The following is an 18,800-nucleotide window of genomic DNA, read 5'->3' as shown; positions in this document are numbered from 1 at the left end:
GCGTTGCCTTCCGGGCGCCAACATTCGAACCGTTTAAGCAGGATTGGTATGCCAGTAAAACATCCCAAGGTTGCGGTTTTGCTGGCTGCCCACAATGGCATGCAGTGGATCGAGGAGCAGTTGTCCTCGATCCTCGGCCAATCAGTCGTCGACGTAAACGTGCACATCAGTATCGACCCCTCCACTGACGGTACCGAAGCTTGGTGCGCGGCCTATGCCGCTCAGCATCCCTGCGTTGTCGTCTTGCCGGCCGCCGGTAGCTTCGGCGGCGCTTCTCGCAACTTCTTCCGACTGATCCGCGATCTCGACCTAGACGGTTACGACTTCGTCGCCTTTGCCGATCAGGACGATGTCTGGCATGAAAACAAATTACAGCGGGCGACCCGAGCGATTCAAACCCGTCAAGTAGATGCCTACTCCAGCAACGTCACGGCTTTTTGGCCAAATGGTAGAACCCACTTGCTGGACAAGGCACAGTCCCAAGTCAGCTGGGACTTTTTGTTCGAAGCGGCAGGTCCCGGCTGCACCTACGTGTTGAACAAAGAGCTGGCAGAGGCACTGAAGGCCTCAATACTCGCCAATTGGCAGGAGCTGCAGAACGTTGGCCTGCATGACTGGTACTGCTACGCTTTTGCCCGTAGTCATGGTCACCGCTGGTACATCGATCCTGCACCGTCGATGGACTATCGCCAGCACGAGAGCAATCAAGTCGGCGCCAATACTGGGTTGAGCCCGCTTATCTCCCGCTATAAAATCATTCACGACGGTTGGTGGTTCAATCAGGTTCGGTTGATCACACGCTTGGTGGGGATGGGCGCTGAACCGTTCGTTCAGGCTTGGTTGCCACTGCGACGTTGGCAACTAATGACGTTGTCCTTCAGCGCCTGGAAATGCCGGCGCCGAGTTCGCGATAAAGTCTTCTTCTTTTGTGTCTGCTGGGCCGTCGCGTTGATAGGAAATAAAGCTAAATAGCGTCTGCTTAGGGATGTGCTTGGTTTACTGGTTTTGTGGAAGTGATCGAACTGATCTGGGTATCGCTGATGTTGGCGGCAGCAGTGTCGGGATTTCTGTGGTGGAATTTTCCGCCAGCACGGATTTTCATGGGGACGCGGGGAGTGGTTTTCTTGGTGTCGTTATGGGTGTTTTGGCGCTTCAAACTGTGTGGAGCAAATCTGAACTGCTGTTGAGTTGGATCATTCTACTTGGTGTTTTCGTCGTCGATGCAACGTGGACACTTGCTCGGCGGTTGATTCGTGGTGACAGGGTGATCAGGTGCATAGTTCTCATGCCTATCAAAACGCCGCTCAGCGTGTAGGGCATAGAAAGGTCACGCTGGCGGTTGTGGAAATAACCGTGTTTTTCCTGCTGCCTGTTTCGATACTGGTTGCGCTAAGCGAGTTGAGCGTAGTGGGTGGAGTTTTTATTGCTTTTGCTCCTCTGATCTACATCGCTTACCGATTGAGAGCTGGTAAGGTTCAATAGAAACGCAGAAGCCTGGTTGTGTGATGGTTTTTACTCCCGCGGGCGCTGCTGCGCTTAAAGACGCTTCGCCGGGGCAATGGATTCGCTTTTCACAGCGTCCTGAGAGAGGCATGGGAAAGCGCTCTCACGCAGGTCTTTTGCAGATAGGATCCGGTATCGCGACCTAGCTACACTATGCTGGGCGGTCTAAAATTTTGAGCGTTCATCAGTCGGTGTGGTGCGCCACTGGAAAACGGTCAAGACATCAAAATGGCGAGAAATTATGCAGAATAATATCACTTGTCAACATATTTCGACGACCAGTCGTGTGCGTGGCGAGCAAAAAAATCAACGCCCTGTAGTGATTTGGCTGACCGGTCTCAGTGGCTCGGGAAAGTCTTCTCTGGCGGATGCGCTTGAACAACGACTCATATCGAAGGGTTATCATACTTATTTGTTGGATGGTGATAACGTAAGAATGGGCTTGTGTAAGGATCTTGGTTTCGGAGATCAGGATCGCGAAGAAAACATCAGGCGTGTCGCGGAAGTTGCCAATCTTTTCCTGGATGCCGGACTCATTGTCATCACCTCTTTCATATCTCCATTCCATCGTGATCGCGCCCTCGCGCGCAGTGTGATCGGAGATGACTCCTTTATCGAAGTCTACCTCGATACACCGCTCAGCGAATGCGAGCGACGTGACCCCAAGGGGCTCTATAGCAAGGCGCGGCAGGGTTTGATCAAAAACTTCACGGGTATTGATTCACCCTATGAAGCTCCCACTTCTCCGCAGATAAGAATAGATACCCTGAATCATTCAATAGAGGGCGGTGTAGACATCGTCATAGACTATTTCGAACGATGGAATGCTCAGTGAAACGGCTAGTCATTATCGGTGCAGGTTTTAGTGGGACGGTGACAGCCATTGAGTTTCTCAAGCGCGCACCCAAGGGGTCTCAGCTTATCATTGTCAATCGATCAGGAAATATGGCGCGTGGCCTCGCCTATGGCACAAACAGCCCTCATCATTTGCTGAACGTACCTGCGGGCAATATGTCCGCCCTGGTGGATAGTCCAGACTCATTTCTTGCCTTTTGCCAAAGGATCGACCCTGATACGCATTCCGGCAGCTTCGTTTCCCGGAAGATGTATGGCGCTTATCTAAGCGAACTGTTAAGCCAGGCCGAAGCGGAGTCCAGCGTACAATGCTCGCGCATCACTGGAGAGGTCCTTTCGATCCAGCCAACTGGCACGGGGGTGACAATAGAAAATCATACAGGGGAGCGAATTGTTGCGGATCACGTCGTTTTGGCGTTCGGCAATTTTTCCCCTGTCAGGCCCCACGGATTACAGCAACTCGATAGCTGTTCCGCCTATATAGAAGACCCATGGTCTACGACGGCTAAGGTGGTCTCCCATGAAGCACCGCGCGTTCTCTTGGTCGGTAGTGGTTTGACGGCGGTCGATACCTTGATCTCCCTGCGTCAATCGCATCCTGATGCCAAAGTAACTATGGTTTCGCGTCGAGGATTGTTGCCTACGGCTCACCGCGAACGGATGCCAGCCGCGGGATTTTCTACAAGTATTTGTGCTGATGTTCTAACCGCTCCGCGGTCAGTGTTGTCCTATATGAGACTGATTCGTCGGGAAATAGCCCGGTCTCCGGAGCACTGGCGGGAAGTTGTCGCCGCCATTAGGCCCATTACATCCGAGTTGTGGGAAGGTTTGTCACTTGATGAGCGCAAGCGATTCCTGCGTCACGTGCAACCCCATTGGGATGTGTATCGGCATCGCGTGGCGCCAAAGACTTTTCAGATTTACCAAGATGCTCTCGCAGCTTCCGATGTCAGATCGATCGCAGGGAGGATTATGTCGATCGCCCTTGAAGAGCCATGCGTTTCGGTACGAATCAAGACTAGAGGCACCGACAATATTGTTGAGTGCCAATTCGATCAAGTCATCAACTGCACAGGACCATGCACAGACATCAGGAAAATTACCGATACCTTTATTTCGTACTTGTCGAAAGAGGCAATGATCTGCGCTGATGCATTGAACCTTGGAATCAATGTCGGTAAAGACTACGCGGTTGTGGATAGCTCAGGGAAAAGCTCAGGGTGGTTAAGTTACGTAGGCCCTATGCTCAAAGCTCAATTGTGGGAGGCCACCGCTGTCCCAGAGCTTCGCCAACATGCTCGTGCATTGGCTATTCAAGTCGCTCAAGCTTTCACCGCGCCCGTGGGTTCCGACTCGATATAGTCGGTTTCTCCATGCATTACCCAGAGTTGCCAAAGCCCCAACCGTACCAGATGGATCAGGTACGGTTGGGGGCTTTTGAGTTTAGGGCTTCAGTAAACCTGGTTCATAGGTTGGCGGCAGGATTGATATAGCCAGCCCCCTTGCCATCCAGAAAGCGCTTGACCAAGTCTGCATACTCTTCATCGGTTATGTCTCGTACCGTTTGATACGCGCGCATTTCTATACCGTCGCCCATTGAGAAGACCTTGGGAGTCGGTGCAACAGCTGCACCGATACCTGTTCCATTGAGCATGTCTTTTTGAACAATTTCTAAAGTGGATTGCCGACCAAGAGGCATGTGTGTTTGAAAGGGTACACCGACCAGAAAAATTTCGCATTGTCTGATAGTCGGCATGGGTGGACCGTTGACACTGTCTACTTGCCCCAGTTGAATCAAGCGTTGGTCGTAGGAGTGTTTGGGGATGCTCGGCACTAGTTGCCAAAGTTGGCCGAATACTCCTTGATTAATAGCAGGACTGGAGGCGATCAAACAAAATTTCTTATTCTTGTTTTCTGATGATTCAAGCCACTGTGAAAGCTCGATAAATCCACCAGAATACTTCTGGTGCTGTGGTTTCCAATCCAAGGCAAAAGCGGTGGTATCGAACCTGGTTTTTATGGATAGCGTCGTCACCGTGCTGCCAATTACGAGGAGGAGAGTCAGGCAAATGGGTGCGATAGGGCCAAAGCGACGAGCAAGCAGTAAGATTAGCCCTGCCAGACATGCACCCAGCAAGGGCATGAGCAGGAGAAAGTGGTGTCTTCCCGGACTTTGCACGTGAAGAAACAATACGCAAGCAATACATGTCGATACAGTGAGCAGGAATAGGAGAGACCTTGCTTTACTTTGTCGGTACAAAAGCGCGCCGCCAGCCACGCACAGTAGAGGGGCAATGAAGCCGAATGTGACTCCGAAAAGTTCAACATCGTAACCTAGTGAGTACTGATAAGCCGCGTACAAAGTTGAGTAGTCATGCCGACCAAAATCACGCGACCAGACAAACAGAACCCAACATAACAGAGGTAAAGCCGCAAACGCCATTAGCACTGCAGCGCTTATAGCGCGGAATGCTATCCTTCCCCGAGATTGAGTGCGAATTATCTCAATCAGTACCAGAACAAACAGCGAACATGCTATCCCAACGGCAGCAAATACATACCAGCGCCGGAAAACGAACATGAGACTGAAGAGTACGCCAAGGCTGATGCTGGCTCGTAAAAGCGTCGTCGATATCTTCCAGCGCTGCGTCTTATCCTCTTCTACCCTGATCGCGTCGACCAAGGTCGAGGCGCTCAGTAACGCGCCCACAAACGGGATGACGCCACCGATGTCCGGCATCAGGTAAAGCGTTGTCCCGAAGTAGGTGGGTAGACCAAAGAAGACCGGAAAACTTGCCAGAACCCATCCGCTTCGCAGCGGCGTATTGCCTGTTAGGGGCTTCCCGTCAATCAGTCTTTTGGCGAGGTAGGCCACCATGATATACGCCGGAACAGCGTATAGCACCGTGATGATGAGCGAGTAGTTGATTCGTGTTGGGTAGCCTGTCACGAGGCTCAGTAGTGCCGGCAACACCGACGGCAGCATTGAATAATCCGTTGCGTAAGTAGACGAGAACATGCCTATAGCTTGTGCCCACGAGCCTGCTATGAAAAGTTCATACAGCGACTCGGTTTTTTCCCAGTAGTTTCGGAAGTCCCAGTAAAACACGTATGAAGTCTTGCTTTCGGACCAATAGGCCAGAAGCACCACGCAGGCGAGCACCAAAACGTAAAAGAAAAGGGTCCGCGAGAATGCGGTTTGCCGGCTGCCCACAAAGCCTTTGGTAGGAAAGTTGAGGTTGAGAACCAGGAACAGTCCAACGACGAAGAAACCAATGCACACGAGCATCACTTTCCCGATTAACCCGGCATAGGTATGCCAATTCCAAACCTGGAATCCGACAATCGTGGCATCGAAATTAGGTGTGCTTCCAGGAGGCCCCCATCCCAGTGTCACTTTCATTGAAGCAATGCCGGCGTCCATCCGTACGGCTTTCTCAATCCACTTGTCTTTCAGGAAACTTTCCTGGGAAATCATGAAGGTCTGTGAATAGCCAAGATTGCCTTTTGCGTCAAAGGCACTGAGTTCGACAGAAACGCCGTCACTCGCAGTGGGCGTGCCGTCGCGTTGGAATAAAGCATATGGGGGTTTGGCGAACAGCAGATTGACCTTGCCGGGGTGGGACGCAAATGTGGCTACCAGGGAATTCAAAACGACTGCTGTCCCGTACGCGGGGTGCATATTGTAGCCACTGACCGCGCGGCCCCAAGCGCTTACGCTGGAGGGTTTGACATCTTCTATTTGCGTGCCGTCTGAGTAGTGCGCTTGAGCAACATCCGCAGACTGAACTTCAATATCGGATGAGGCGTACAATCCCAATCCAAGCAGGAGCGTGGCGCCAAGTAACCAATATTTAACGGCCCCCATTTCTCGGAAGGGTTGGAGGATCAAGAAAAATGCCAGGATGAAGATGGTAATGGCGAGGCCGGTACTGAACATGCGCACGCTATAGGGTAACGCGCCCAGCGCTTGGTAAAACGCGACGGACACCGGTCCCAGGATCAAAGCTCCAATCACTGCGGATATTATCAGAGATTTTTTACTGGACATTATTGAATTCCATTGTCTTGTTTGTACCGTGCAAGTTGACGTTCAAGGAGCGGCGGGTGAGCTGCTACGCTCTGTGGCGATCGTCCAGTTCGGTTACTGACGGGTACTTTTGGAAGCCAGGACGGGCGAGAATACGTAAAAGCGTGTCAAGGCATACATGGCCAGAGTGTAAGCGATCGCGGCGACAATCTGAGCCAGCACCGCCGCTAACTCAAGTTTGTCCAATGCTATGTGCAGAACAATAAAGTTCAAAGCGAATGCGCCCAAGAACGCAATCAAGTAGCGTACGCTTTCTTTTACGAAGCTGCCGTTGCTACGAAATACGATCTTTTTGGACAATACAAATCCCAATATAAACCCTGCGGCATAGCCGGAAATATTGGCGGCGGAAGGCGAGAAGCCGGCCCACATTGCCAGGAATATGACTGCAAAGCCCACCAAGGTGTTGAATGCGCCGCTTCCAATATAACGCCCAAGGTATGTCGACTCAGCCCGCCATCTGGACATAGTACTGAGCTCCTAATGGTAGGCGTTTGAGCCAAGGTTCAAGTTTGCGCAGGAAGGCTAGTTGCTTGGGGAAGAACAATGTGTAGGAGTGTTGCTCTGAGGCATAACCGGCCTTCCGCGCGAGATCGAGGGCGGTGCTGAGATTCAGCATCTCGGCATCGGTATCGAACGGGCAGCGTTCAAAAATCCAGCGTGTCATGGGATTGTAAGGGTTATGTTCAAACATGAACATTTGCCCCTCGGCACTTAGTGACTTTCGGCAAAGTACCAGCGCCGGCAGACGTTCTGCTACTGTAATGTGATGGAAGACATTGGCGGCTATGATAGCGTCAAATTGAATATCGCCTAGGGTCGACCAGTCCGAAAACAGCAAGGCTTCCGGTAATTGACTCGACGCGACCTTCAAGGACTCGGGGGAGACATCATAGCCCCAAATTTCGCTATCCGGGAAATAGTTCTTCATGAACTGCAGACTTCTGCCAGCGCCACAACCAAAGTCGAGGATGCGGGTGATCTTTTTGCCTTTCAGGCGGGAGGCCATAAGCGCTATCTTATACTCGGCAAAGTAAACATCTTCATTCAACGCGTCGGGGATGGTTTCGCCAAGAACCTGGTTGTATTCATCTGCGAACTTATCAAACTCGGGTTTGTTCATGTGATCCCGTTCCTTGCCATGTAGTACTGCCGATAATAAACTGCTGTTTGCAGTTTAATTTCAAATAGGTTCGGCCGAGGTATTCACCCACCATTCCTATGCATAAAGTCTGCACGCCGCCGATAAATAACATTACCGCGATCAGCGATGCCCATCCCGGAGGATATTCGGGATGTAATACTTTCGCCACAATCACAAAAACAGCGGTCACCAAGCTGAGTGCTGCCAGGGTAAAACCGAGGTAGGTGGCAATTCTCAAAGGCAAAATCGAGAAGCTTGTGGCCATTTTCAGCCAAAGCGATAACAGACGGCGAAAGTTATAGTTACTTTCACCTTCGTGCCGGGCAAGGTGGACGATATCAATGGCTGTAATGGACTGTGTGACATCCAGGATCAAGCCGTCGATATAGGCATAAGGGCCATCGTACTTGACGACCTCTTCGACGATCTCTCGCCGCATGGCCTTGAATGAGGAAAGGTAAAGGCCTTTAGGCTTGTCCAGCAACATCGTAGCGACATAGTCGTTGAAGCGACTGCCTGCCTTTTTCCACTTGGCATGCTGCCGATTCAGGTACCGGGTGTAGCAGACGTCATAGCCATTTTCGAGTGCTCGCACCATTTCTCCGAGCGCGCTGGGAGGGTGCTGGAGATCATCATCCATGATCGCGACAAATTTGCCGCGAACGTGATTCAGACCCGCCATGATTGCATTGTGTTGCCCGGCGTTTTTTCGTAAGTTGATACCGCGGATGAAATCATGAGTCGCGGCCAGAGACTGAATGATCGCCCAGCTATTATCGGGGCCTGCGTCATTCACGAGGATGAGTTCGAACGAGCCTGAAAGCCCCTCTTTAACCATCGCGTCCTGTGTCTGCTGTACCAGCGTCGGCAAAATGGTAGCGCTTCGGTATACAGGCACAACGATAGACAACTTTATATATTTATCTTCTATGATCATCATGTTCAGTCATCCGTCTCACGATTTTATCATTTTCTTACGAAAGCTCCGGGTCTTTCTCTCGACCGATGCTATCAACTATCGACTCAGTACACTGGCCGATTTCTGAATGATCTCATTGCGTTGTTGACTGCAGATTGAGTCAATTTTCGGTTTCTGTGCCAAGGGGTTCGGAACCGCTCGGTTTGCCGGCTTCCAAGCTTGGAACCTGTGCCTCAGAAACTGCCACACGGGAATCAGAAGGGAAGGGGCCGGATAAAATTTCCTGAAGCCTTTGAGCCATTTTGTCCCCTTCCACCGACCAGGCGGTGGATGCCGCAAAAGCGAAAGCGTTCTCCTTGAGCGGCTGCGTCAATTCCGGTGACAGCAAAACCCTTTCCAACGCACTCGCCAGTGCGTCAATTGTCGGCTCTGCCAACATTGCGATGTCGTCGTTGAGCAGCCATTCGGTGTACTCGGCGCGGTTACTGACAACCGGCACGCCACAGGCCATGATCTCGAGAGGCAGCAGCGACAGATTCGTTAGCGACAACACAAGCGCTGCATCGCAAGAGCTGTACAGCTTAGCAAGTTGATCGGGGTTCTGCAGCCCTGCATGCTCGCAGGCAAACGGGAACGTGTAGTGGTGCACGCCCCAGCCGGCCATCACAACTGTTATATCCGGAACCCGCTGGGCAAGCTCCGCCAGTACGAGAACGCCAAGGTCAAAAGCCCGTCTCGCCGTAGGTGGACGGACATAAAAGAAGATGCGTTTGGCAGCTCCTCGAGCAGCAGTGGGATGAGGCTTGTAGAGCGCTCTGTCATAGGAGAAACCAAGCGCAGTGGCCTGCATGCCGAACCGTTCGTTCAGTATGCTGGACAGCCAGCCTCCAGCCGTGAACCCATGGAAGCCAAACCGAAAGGTCTGCTCTGCCAGTGCGTACTCCGTACCGGCAGGATAGAACCAGGGTTCGTAATCCTGAACAAAGTAGCACTTATGAGTCTTTGCGCTAATGTTTTTAACCGCGTAGGCGGTTTGCCATGACGTTGCAATTGACGCCGCCGCAGAGGGGATGGATGAATCGATGTAATAGACTTCGATATTGTCGAGGTTGAACCACTCTATTATTGTCGACTTTACCTTTGCGACTGAAAGGGCACTGTCTTCTTCGACAATAATTACGCGATTGGTGAAGCCCAGGTTTCCGAGGTGCTGCATGAACCTGAAAATATTCAGGTGTCCACCGGATCCTTTGCCAATCGGCGGGATGTACCAGTTGATGGTTTTTTCTGCGTTTATCAGAGCGTTGTCCGGTTGCTGAATAGTCGGTGCGAACTTTAAGAAGCGGTAGGCATACACAACATCAGGTTTGGTGAACAGCGAGCGGGAACTTCTGAAACGACGCGACAATATATTAAAGAAAGAAGAGAAGCCTTCCTGACGAATGTGACTCAGTGATTTTTTGACTTGGGATGCAAGTAAATGAGTATTCACGCTTAACGTTTCCCCCGTTTAATTTTTTTGTCACGGGAACAAAACGCTATCAATGCCGGACATTCAAATCCCGCCCGGGCTCCCAGCCAGCCGCCTGATACCCGCATAAAGTTGTCAATTGGCATTCTTATCGCCGGTAGTATCAACTTCCAGCCATCCTTGGGTAGGTGTTGACGTATCAGCTTGAGATCTCGCAGCGTCAGGCCGACCCAGCTTCTCAGTAAAACAAGAAATCCCTTGGGCTGGTCATAATGAAAGAGGTCGTCCAGGGCCATGCTTTCATCAAAACTTCTCTGGAAGCGCTCCCAAAGCCCGTAATTGTGAGAGTGATAAACAACGGCGTCGCGACTGTAGGCCTTCTTGAAGCCTGCCTCGATTACGATGCGTGCCCACGCCTGATCTTCGGAGAAATCCACTTCCGGGAAGGGGTAACGCTCCCAGATCGAACGCCGAATCAATGCGTTGTTGTCGGAAAAAAAATAAAGGAACTGCTGATAACCGGCATCATGAAGGTACCTCTCCGGGTTCGTCATTTGTGCCACGGGTTGCAGTTCAAAGCCCGCGAAATGCTGTACAAGTTCCTCGCGTGTAAAAAGTGAGGCATCGTCATAGGCAACATGTTTACCAAACACTCCGGCAATCTGCTCATCTGCCTCGATGTCAGCTACCAGAGTACGCAACCATGTGTTTGCAACTGGTTGCGCATCCTGGGTGATCATGGCGATGTACTCGCCTCTCGCGCTCTGGATCGCGACGTTGCGCGTGCGTCCGTGCTGAAAGTCTGCAGGTTCGACATCAATGACGCGGACCGTTGAGTTTTCCCGGGCGATGGCCAAGGTTTCATCACTCGATCCGGAGTCAATAACAATGACTTCGAAGGGCCATTCTGTCTGCTGCTCCAGAGCGGCATTCAAGACTGACCTGAAGCGGCTTCCACCATTTTTCGTGGGGATGACTACCGACACTCTGATACCGGAAGCATCCATCATTTGCCCATCGTTCTCTTCATCCAGGCAGTGGTCAGCTTCAACCCGTCATCCAGACTGACCGTGGGTGACCAATTCAACTCTCTGCCGGCCAATGCATTGTCCAGAATACTCACAGGAACGTCGTAAGGACGGCCTGGAAGGTATTCTTTGGCAATGGTTCCATCGACTACGGTCTCGATCCGCTCAATCAGATCATTAATGCTGACACCGGTGCCGGAGCTGATGTTGAACACGCTGTAAGGGCCTTCATACTTCAGGGATAAAGCGAAGGCTTCAGCGACATCCGAAACATAGATGTAGTCGCGGGTCACACTGCCGTCACCCCAGATCTGGATCGACTCGTCTTTCAGCGCGCGGCTCAGGAATACGCCAACCGCGCCTTGGGCGGTTTCGACGCGCTGTCGTTCGCCATAGGGATTGGTTACTCGTAGCACCGTTGCATTGATGCCATGCAGGTGCTGATACATCAGCAGGAACTTTTCTATCGCCAACTTGGTGATGCCATACGACACCTGTGGTTCGGTTGGGTGAAGCTCGTCCACCGGCAAATACGTAGGTGGGCCATAGACGGTTCCGCCGGAGGAAATGAAAACGATCCGGGAAACGCGCTTTGCGACCATCGCATTGAGTATTTGGAGTGTGGCAATCAGATTGCTCTGCACATCGTAAATAGGGTCGTCGTTAGAGGTCTTTGGCAGCGTGGTCGAGACCAGATGCAGCACCGCATCCATGCCATCCAACGCCTCGCTGACATCGTGGTTGCTCATCAGGTCGCCGGTGATCCATTCAACGGACTCACCGGTAGAAAACTTTCGGTACGGTTCTACTCTTGGGCGCTCGAAGATGCGCAGTGCATGACCATCAGCCAAGAGACGATCAGCGATAGCTGAACCAATGAAACCACCGCCGCCAAAAATTAAAATTTTCATTTTATCTCGTGATGTCCTGAATATTAGTTAATGAAATCTTGTAGCCTTGGGATTTCACTACATCGGGGAATAGTCTTTCCAGTGCGTGCAGGATGCTGCCGTCATAGGGAAGGGGTTCCTCTGGGTAGTCGTCCCACGTCAGCCCTAACGCAGCAAACGGCTTGAGACTTTCAGTGCGAGCCCAAAACATCGTACCGATGGGAAATACGATACTCGAGGGCAGTGAGGGCAGGCCTAACTTGGCAGCAAACAGCTCCGCATATGGTCGGTTTGCATCCCAGCCGACCACGTTGGGGTCATCGGCAAAGACCATTCCGATTTGTGGGTTTTCAATCATCTTCGCCAGAATCACGTCGGCCATTGGATGCGTCTTGCCCAGTAGATTTTCCAATAGAAAACTGTACCAGATCTGCCCTACCTCAGGGTCCTTGTAGTCTTTCGTCTTCTTTGTGTGAAGGTGGCCAACAATCTCGTAATCAGTCAGGTGTCGTTTGTCGAACGCGGTGAGGAAGGGGCCGATATCCCTTCCTTTGTTTGGAACGACCTCAATGGCAATTACAATGCCTTTGTATCGATTGCAACTGGCTTGCAACCCGTTCTTGACCAGCTCATCAGGCACGCTGAGAAAAAGATCAGGACGTGCTTTGTTGTTATTCAAGCACTCAAGCAACTGATTAAACAGATCGATGTAATAAACGTGCACGTGAAGTGCGATTTTGGTTGTCGATGATTTAGTTGTAGCGATCGTGTTTGGCGTGATCACGTCGTGTGACCAAGGCCCCTTGGGTTGATTGTTTTGCAGGTAGCTGGCAAGAGGGTCCTGGTTTGGGCGATAGTCGCTATATTGATCAGCAAATACTCCCGGGTGAAAGCCTGGAAACAATTTACGTTTTCCAACGCCGCTGGCCCAGGCTCTGACATAGAACCGCACCGTGTCAAAACGAGTATTGGCTCTCAAGTGACGGGCAACAAAGTCCTCTCTGTACACACTGGACTCGTTGATGGTGGTTGAGTCCAGTTTTTCCTGCGCAGCGTGAACCACTGCCGAATCCGCAATCGCCTCCAATTCCTGCAGGTAGGTATCCATCGAGAAGACCTGCAAGGCATTCTCTTTCAGAATGGAACCTGCGCTAATCATTGCCTCAGGATCGCGAAGCAGGGCGATCACCTTGTCTGCCAGTTCCGGTACATGCAGATAGCGGGCTACGCAAGCGTCGCCAAGGCCGCATTGATCCAGGAAGTCGACCACCCCTGTCGTGCGCTCGAAGCAGAGGACCGGCACGCCCAGGCACATGGCGTCGATAGCGACATTGGGCAGGGGATCAAGCCGAGATGTAATCAAAACAACCGAGGCATGTTCGTATGCCACATTGATGGCAGGCGTTTCCGGAAGAAAGGTGACATGACTCTCAAGTCCCGCCCGCAAGATCTGATCATACAAATAGGCTGAATACAGGACGTCCCGTTCAGGGTCATAACCTTTGCCTACCCAGACAAAGTGCATGCCCTCCATTTCTCCGCGCTCGAGGACTCGTAGTGCGCAGTCAATGAAAAGGTCCACGCCCTTGCGTAGCTGGATCATTCCCGCACCGAGAACAATTTTCTTGCCATTGCCCTTCAGTCGTTTAAACACCGCGTGCAGTTTTTCCCCTTCACTCGAAAATTCAAGATCATCGGTTTCGGTGAATGTCACCTCGCAGCGCCCTTGCGGCAAGATGTGCACAGGACGTTCTGCCAGCGAAGGGAACTCTTTGATTGCGCTCTGATGAATCACCGTTGAAGAGAAAACAACCTCCGTCGACCAGAACATGATGTCCCCGAAAGCAGTTTTGGGTCTGATGTAAGCGGCGAACTCATGAATGAGGCTGATGGTCGGGACAAAGTTGATGGCCAAGCCTGGTAATACAACACGTGACTCAATACTATTAATCAATGCGAACTTGATTGTTACCAGCTGACAGAGCTTGTCAATTAGCAGGCGAGCATGGTCCGGACTCGAGCGAAGTCCACTTGAGTGGATAACGATGGCGCCAGACTTCTGAAAATCATCAAGCAGTTCTCCACCGCCCAGCACCAATGCAATCACGTTATATCGACGTTGCAACATCATCACGAGATTGAGGCTCAAAATCGGCGCGCCAGTGCGCGACGCCTCGTGACTGACCACCAGCACTGTTTCTCTCGATGGGTCGAGCAGAGCAATATCTCTCGTGATTTCCAGCTTTGGTGATTGCCCCATACGACCTTCGCGTCTGCCGTGAAACACGTAGTGTCGATATGGATCGACTCCCGCCGCTCCGATATCCGGGTACTGGGAGAGATAAAAATCCGGGTCAAACTGGATCTTCGCGCGATTCATGAATACATAGGAGCGCGCATACAGATTTTTAATCACGTGGTTCGCCAAATTTTTTATGCGAACGACGTTACTACGTATTAATTTTTTCTTGGATTGGCTCATAAAAAATCTACTGCACTCAAGTTAATAGGTGATGCCCGAGACCACGGTAGTGGCAATATTTTTACCATGGCTACGACAGGCTTGAGCCAGTAGACGGGCAATGATCCTTTCCTGCTCCACGGCGGTAAGCTTCAGGCTCTTGAACGTCGATTTCCAACTGCCGGTGCCAGCGAGCAGCCCGCTCAGAATTGCTGGAGCGCTCCAGAACGACCCGTTCACAGGGAAAGGGAGGAGGTTTGAAACTGGCGCATCGAATCCAAGTGATTCGCAAAGAGCGGAAATTATCGCTGCGTCGGCGCCAACCTCATGAATGTTAGGGTCTTCAGGGAAAATCAACCCTAGATCGGTGTCAGGTGCAACGTTGTTTAGACTGTCAACGATGATACCCAGTGCGTCGTACTTGCCACCTATCATGTTTTCGATCAGGTACTGCTGATAAGTGTCCCGGTCGCTGAAATCTATATCGATCGGGTCGGTGTTCAGGTTGATATGGGCAATCGCAGCGTAATCCTGGTAAGGAGCGCTCGTCAGATGTGTGAGGATCGCAAGCAATGGCCGGTCTTCACTCACCAGTATCCTGAGCTGCGAGTTTCGCTCATCTTGAAGGCGTTGCTTCATGGCAAGAGCAACCAACTCATCCGGAACAAGAATGACGACATTGGTATCGGCTGACTTTGAGTCGAGCAGATCGAGTATTTGCACCATGAAGTCGGCAGATCGAAGGCTGATGAACATCAGCGTTCTTTTGTTGATGGATGCGGTCGAATCCCTTTCCCATGAGAGGTTCTGCCATTTCCAGGGTCCGTCGGGTTGGCCTGCGTTCAAAAAGTGCGCCAACGGATCCTGAGCTCCGATCGTCGAGCCGTTTATATCCTGATAGACACTCGGATCGAAACCCGGGAACAACTTGCGTCGCAGTATGCCGCGTGCCCATGAGCGTACATATCGACGAATTGCCTCGGTAGCTCCTGAAAATTGCATAGCTGCCGGAGGGTAGTATCCAAAGTCGATCACCTCAGCTTGCTGTATCGTTGCAGTATCAACCAGCTCCTGACGGGATAAGGTCGCGTTTCCATCGGTGAGGGAGAGCAGTCGCCCGACGTAACGGGACATATTGAATTCGCGTGCAGCCAGAGATCTCGCCTGTTCTCCGACGTGATCCCGGGCTTCTTGCGAAGAGGCCAGTCGGATGAGTTTGTCGGCCATGCTATGGGTGTCAAGGTAAGGCGCAACGCACGCTTCCAGGAGGCCATTGCGTTTAAGGATGTCAGCAATGCCAGTTGTCTTGTCGAAGCATAGAACCGGCAGGCCTCTTACCATAGCGTCAATAGCGACGTTGGGCAATGGATCCAGCCGGGAGGTCAGCAGCAGCATGTCACTCAGGGCATAGACATGCTCAATGGCGGCTGTTTCCGAAATGATCGTGAATCGCTCCGCAATTCCGGCGCGGTGAATCTGATCATGAAGGTAAACCGAGTAGTGAGTGTCTTGTTCAGGATTGTAGTTATCGCCAATCCAGACAAAACGACATTTATGACCTATTGGTGAGTTGAGCACACGGGTAGCGCACTCAATAAACAGGTCTACACCCTTACGGATCTGTACCCAGCCAGCGCCCAAAATAACGATCGTGTCATCATCAGATGCGTCAGGCCGCATAACCCGCTGCAACATTGCCTTCTCTGCTTCAAGATGTTCCAGGTCATGAGCCTCACCTGGCACGATACTTTTGCCTTGCGATAGAACAGGAAGGCGGCATTCAGTCAGCTCGGGCAATACCAGCGTTGCGTTTTCAAGCGTAACATCGGCAGAGAAAACGGTTTGACTTGCCCATAACAATGCATTTTGGATGGCTGTACGTGGGCGGGTGTATACCGCGAACTCGTGGATCAAACTGATTGTCGGGATATAGCGATCGGCCAAGGGTTTCAGCGCTACATAGGACTCGAGGCTGTTTACGATCGCAAATTGAAAAGAGTACGTATCGAGAAGCTCTCCCATTGTCCATTCAGCGATGGTCGGTTGATGGCGAAGATCTACGGGGCCGGCGACTATTGCTCCCGCCTCGATAAAAGACTCTTCCAGCGGACCGCCACCAAACAGCAGCGCAACGACATTGAACTGCGAGGTGAGGTGCTGGACGATATTCAGGCTAAGAATAGGGGCGCCGGTTCTCGAGGCTTCATGACTGATCAGCAGAATGGTGGGCTTTTCAGCGGGCAGCGATTCAATCGGTCGACTCAATGCAATAGACGGAGCAATTCCAAGTCGGCCCTCAGCCTTCCCGTGATCCAGGAAGTGCCGTTCCGGATCAACACCCGACTTGGCGATATCCGGATATATAGACGAGTAGAAGTCAGCGTCGAAGGGCTCCGTTTTTTCATTGAGCAGATGATCACTCTGCACGACCAACTCGACAGCAATGACCTGCTTTTCTTCTGCAGGGGCGGGCAGCGATTCAATCGGTCGACTCAATGCAATAGACGGAGCAACTCCAAGTCGGCCCTCAGCCTTCCCGTGATCCAGGAAGTGCCGTTCCGGATCAACACTCGACTTGGCGATATCCGGATACATAGACGAGTAGAAGTCAGCGTCGAAGGGCTCCGTTTTTTCATGGAGCAGATGATCACTCTGCACGATCAACTCGACAGCAATGACCTGCTTTTCTTCTGCAGGGGCGTACTGAACCGGCGCTTTCGATTTCGCAGAGCCCGATCGTCCTTCTTGAATGCCAAAGCACAGATAGTGCTCGGCAGCCGGGATGCCCGCCGTTTTCACGTCGGGGTAAGTCTCGAGGTAGAAGCGCTCGTCAAAAGCTTCGCCATTGTTAAGAGCAATCAAAGGCAGGCTGCTTTTCATGCCTAACAGGCTGATCAGTCGCCAGGTTCGTGAGTTAAAGAAATGTGTCCAGGAATTGGACAGCGTTTGAATATGCGCTTGTTTCAGCTCACCGTCGCGTTGTACCTGCTCCTCAAGCAATCGATACTTTTGCAGGTCGGCTTCGGCCGCTAGATTGGACTCGGCTAATGAGGCTTCCAGCTTTTCGATATGGATCGCGGAAAGGATTTCAGAGGCTTTCCATGCGTCCAGATTTATTTCCAGTTTTTTGTGCAGAGAGTTCAACTCCGCCAGTTCCGACTTTAGGCGGGTATTTTCAACCGTTAGTTGAGCGATGACGGAGTCACATTTAAGCAGCTCATCGTTTTTTATAGCCTGCGTCGACAGCAAATTACTGCTTAACGCCGCAATCGCTTCATCTTTTTCTGCAAGCAAGAGTTGTAAGTTGAGGGCGGCCTTTTCGGCTTCGAATTTTAGGGTGTTGCTAAGTGCCTCCAGTCCTCGATTTTGCGCGATGAGCTTATGAGTCTCTGCAGTCGTGACGTTGTGTACCGCTTCAGTCTCGGCAGTCAGCGCATTGAACTGCGCTTTCAAGGAAATGTTTTCCAGGTTGGTATTGGTAAGGGATTTCAGTGCGGCCTGGAGATGTTCATTGCTTGAGTGCAACGCCACATTGAGTTCCAGGACTTTCTGGCTCTCCACCTCGGTAGTGCGCTCTGAGCTTGCGATAAGCTCGAGTATCGGCAGCATGCTTCTGAGCTCGGACAGCATGGGCTTGAGGCGATCTTCAAAGGTTTCACTATTGATAGCTATCTTGTCCAGTGCGCACTCATTGAGCAGCACATAAGTATCGGCAAGTAGCTTGGGTTCAATCTGACTGTTGAGTAATTCGCTCTCGGAACGCTGGGCGTGACGCAAGCCAGGGTCGAGAAACTCATTGATGTAAGTCGATATATCATCTTCGATCGGCGCTGGCAGGTCAAGCGCCGATGAGATACGAAGAATTTCCTGGCGGGGATTTCCCAGCAAGTTATCGTAACCCACGATCAGTCGATTCTTGGAGGTTGTGTAAGCAACCGCCTGCAGCATATGTTCCAGCCAAAGAAGATACGACTTCAGACTGGCGAATTGATTGCGATAGGCCAGCGAATTGGCAACGTTCAATGGGTTGCGCAGTGCGATGACATAACTGATGTTGAATTCGAGTTCTTTAAGCAGTTTCTGCCAGAAAGGCAATAGTCGCGGGATCCGTGGATCTTTCATGCCCCACATTGGGATGCCAGCCGTTTTATCGGCGATGAGAGCCTTGGCTTCTTGATAAATCTCTTCGATGACGGCGTCGCCATCCAGATCGACATCCAGAACGCCGACCCTGTCATAGGCAGAGCCTAATCGGCTTAACAGCTTATTGTTGACGGCAATGACGTCTCTGTCTTCCCAAAAACCGGTAGGATTGTCCACGCCGGCTGGATGCAAGGTATCGCCCAGCCTGACGCCCATGGTGCTGAGTGCGCGCGTAAGGGCGCTGGTTCCGCTGCGGTGCATGCCCAGAACAATAATGATTTTCTTAGTGGCCATAA

The 18,800-nt window shown here is 51.7% G+C and carries 13 protein-coding genes; 4 read left to right on the top strand and 9 right to left on the bottom strand.

Annotated elements, in window-relative coordinates; translation table 11 throughout:
• The first annotated feature begins 48 nt into the window (after positions 1 to 48).
• The 4 genes from PMI22_RS06140 (at position 49) to PMI22_RS06150 (ending at position 3,720) form a co-directional block, all read left to right on the top strand.
• Complete coding sequence (locus tag PMI22_RS06140) at positions 49 to 972, top strand: glycosyltransferase (RefSeq protein WP_007948008.1); 924 nt, start codon at positions 49 to 51, stop codon at positions 970 to 972.
• 68 nt (positions 973 to 1,040) lie between these two features.
• Positions 1,041 to 1,187, top strand: coding sequence for a hypothetical protein (locus PMI22_RS32545; RefSeq protein WP_443200814.1), 147 nt, complete (start codon positions 1,041 to 1,043; stop codon positions 1,185 to 1,187).
• A 557-nt stretch (positions 1,188 to 1,744) separates the two neighbouring features.
• A complete protein-coding gene (gene cysC / locus PMI22_RS06145; RefSeq protein WP_007948007.1) occupies positions 1,745 to 2,338 on the top strand; it encodes an adenylyl-sulfate kinase in 594 nt (197 codons plus the stop codon).
• Positions 2,335 to 3,720 (top strand): FAD/NAD(P)-binding protein, encoded by a 1,386-nt coding sequence (locus PMI22_RS06150; protein WP_033049593.1) that lies wholly within the window; start codon positions 2,335 to 2,337, stop codon positions 3,718 to 3,720. The genes cysC and PMI22_RS06150 overlap by 4 nt, the downstream gene beginning before the upstream one ends.
• Positions 3,721 to 3,823: 103 nt before the next feature.
• On the opposite strand, the gene PMI22_RS06155 is transcribed toward PMI22_RS06150, so the two are convergent.
• The 9 genes from PMI22_RS06155 to PMI22_RS30020 form a co-directional block, all read right to left on the bottom strand.
• Positions 3,824 to 6,409, bottom strand: a complete 2,586-nt coding sequence (locus tag PMI22_RS06155) for a hypothetical protein (RefSeq protein ID WP_007948004.1) — start codon at positions 6,407 to 6,409, stop codon at positions 3,824 to 3,826.
• A 93-nt stretch (positions 6,410 to 6,502) separates the two neighbouring features.
• The gene (locus PMI22_RS06160) at positions 6,503 to 6,916 is read right to left on the bottom strand and encodes a GtrA family protein (protein WP_007948003.1); all 414 of its coding nucleotides are present in this window, start codon (positions 6,914 to 6,916) and stop codon (positions 6,503 to 6,505) included.
• Complete coding sequence (locus PMI22_RS06165) at positions 6,897 to 7,571, bottom strand: class I SAM-dependent methyltransferase (protein ID WP_007948002.1); 675 nt, start codon at positions 7,569 to 7,571, stop codon at positions 6,897 to 6,899. Before PMI22_RS06165 ends, PMI22_RS06160 begins: the two co-directional genes overlap by 20 nt.
• Entirely contained in the window at positions 7,552 to 8,532 is a 981-nt protein-coding gene (locus PMI22_RS06170; RefSeq protein WP_007948001.1) for a glycosyltransferase family 2 protein, read from the bottom strand. Before PMI22_RS06170 ends, PMI22_RS06165 begins: the two co-directional genes overlap by 20 nt.
• A 139-nt stretch (positions 8,533 to 8,671) precedes the next feature.
• Positions 8,672 to 10,003 (bottom strand): rhamnosyltransferase WsaF family glycosyltransferase, encoded by a 1,332-nt coding sequence (locus tag PMI22_RS0129705; protein WP_007948000.1) that lies wholly within the window; start codon positions 10,001 to 10,003, stop codon positions 8,672 to 8,674.
• Positions 10,004 to 10,005: 2 nt separating this feature from the next.
• Positions 10,006 to 10,992 (bottom strand): glycosyltransferase family 2 protein, encoded by a 987-nt coding sequence (locus PMI22_RS06175; RefSeq protein WP_007947999.1) that lies wholly within the window; start codon positions 10,990 to 10,992, stop codon positions 10,006 to 10,008.
• Complete coding sequence (locus tag PMI22_RS06180; protein WP_007947998.1) at positions 10,989 to 11,921, bottom strand: NAD-dependent epimerase/dehydratase family protein; 933 nt, start codon at positions 11,919 to 11,921, stop codon at positions 10,989 to 10,991. The genes PMI22_RS06175 and PMI22_RS06180 overlap by 4 nt, the downstream gene beginning before the upstream one ends.
• A gap of 1 nt (position 11,922) precedes the next feature.
• Entirely contained in the window at positions 11,923 to 14,382 is a 2,460-nt protein-coding gene (locus PMI22_RS06185) for a rhamnan synthesis F family protein (protein WP_007947997.1), read from the bottom strand.
• 21 nt (positions 14,383 to 14,403) lie between these two features.
• Positions 14,404 to 18,798, bottom strand: a complete 4,395-nt coding sequence (locus PMI22_RS30020) for a glycosyltransferase (RefSeq protein WP_007947996.1) — start codon at positions 18,796 to 18,798, stop codon at positions 14,404 to 14,406.
• Positions 18,799 to 18,800: the final 2 nt, after the last annotated feature.

The sequence above is a fragment of the Pseudomonas sp. GM21 genome, from assembly GCF_000282215.1.
GTDB lineage: Bacteria > Pseudomonadota > Gammaproteobacteria > Pseudomonadales > Pseudomonadaceae > Aquipseudomonas.
The sequence above is the reverse complement of the archived record's forward strand: the minus strand, read 5'-3'. Positions and strand labels throughout refer to the sequence as shown.

Excerpts from the sequence above, each read along its gene's own strand:
- PMI22_RS06160 (WP_007948003.1), bottom strand. The coding sequence starts at position 6,916 with ATGTCCAGATGGCGGGCTGAGTCGACATACCTTGGGCGTTATATTGGA.
- PMI22_RS30020 (WP_007947996.1), bottom strand. The coding sequence starts at position 18,798 with ATGGCCACTAAGAAAATCATTATTGTTCTGGGCATGCACCGCAGCGGA.
- PMI22_RS06140 (WP_007948008.1), top strand. The coding sequence starts at position 49 with ATGCCAGTAAAACATCCCAAGGTTGCGGTTTTGCTGGCTGCCCACAAT.
- PMI22_RS06165 (WP_007948002.1), bottom strand. The coding sequence starts at position 7,571 with ATGAACAAACCCGAGTTTGATAAGTTCGCAGATGAATACAACCAGGTT.
- cysC (WP_007948007.1), top strand. The coding sequence starts at position 1,745 with ATGCAGAATAATATCACTTGTCAACATATTTCGACGACCAGTCGTGTG.
- PMI22_RS06170 (WP_007948001.1), bottom strand. The coding sequence starts at position 8,532 with ATGATGATCATAGAAGATAAATATATAAAGTTGTCTATCGTTGTGCCT.
- PMI22_RS06155 (WP_007948004.1), bottom strand. The coding sequence starts at position 6,409 with ATGTCCAGTAAAAAATCTCTGATAATATCCGCAGTGATTGGAGCTTTG.
- PMI22_RS06175 (WP_007947999.1), bottom strand. The coding sequence starts at position 10,992 with ATGATGGATGCTTCCGGTATCAGAGTGTCGGTAGTCATCCCCACGAAA.
- PMI22_RS06180 (WP_007947998.1), bottom strand. The coding sequence starts at position 11,921 with ATGAAAATTTTAATTTTTGGCGGCGGTGGTTTCATTGGTTCAGCTATC.
- PMI22_RS32545 (WP_443200814.1), top strand. The coding sequence starts at position 1,041 with ATGTTGGCGGCAGCAGTGTCGGGATTTCTGTGGTGGAATTTTCCGCCA.
- PMI22_RS06185 (WP_007947997.1), bottom strand. The coding sequence starts at position 14,382 with ATGAGCCAATCCAAGAAAAAATTAATACGTAGTAACGTCGTTCGCATA.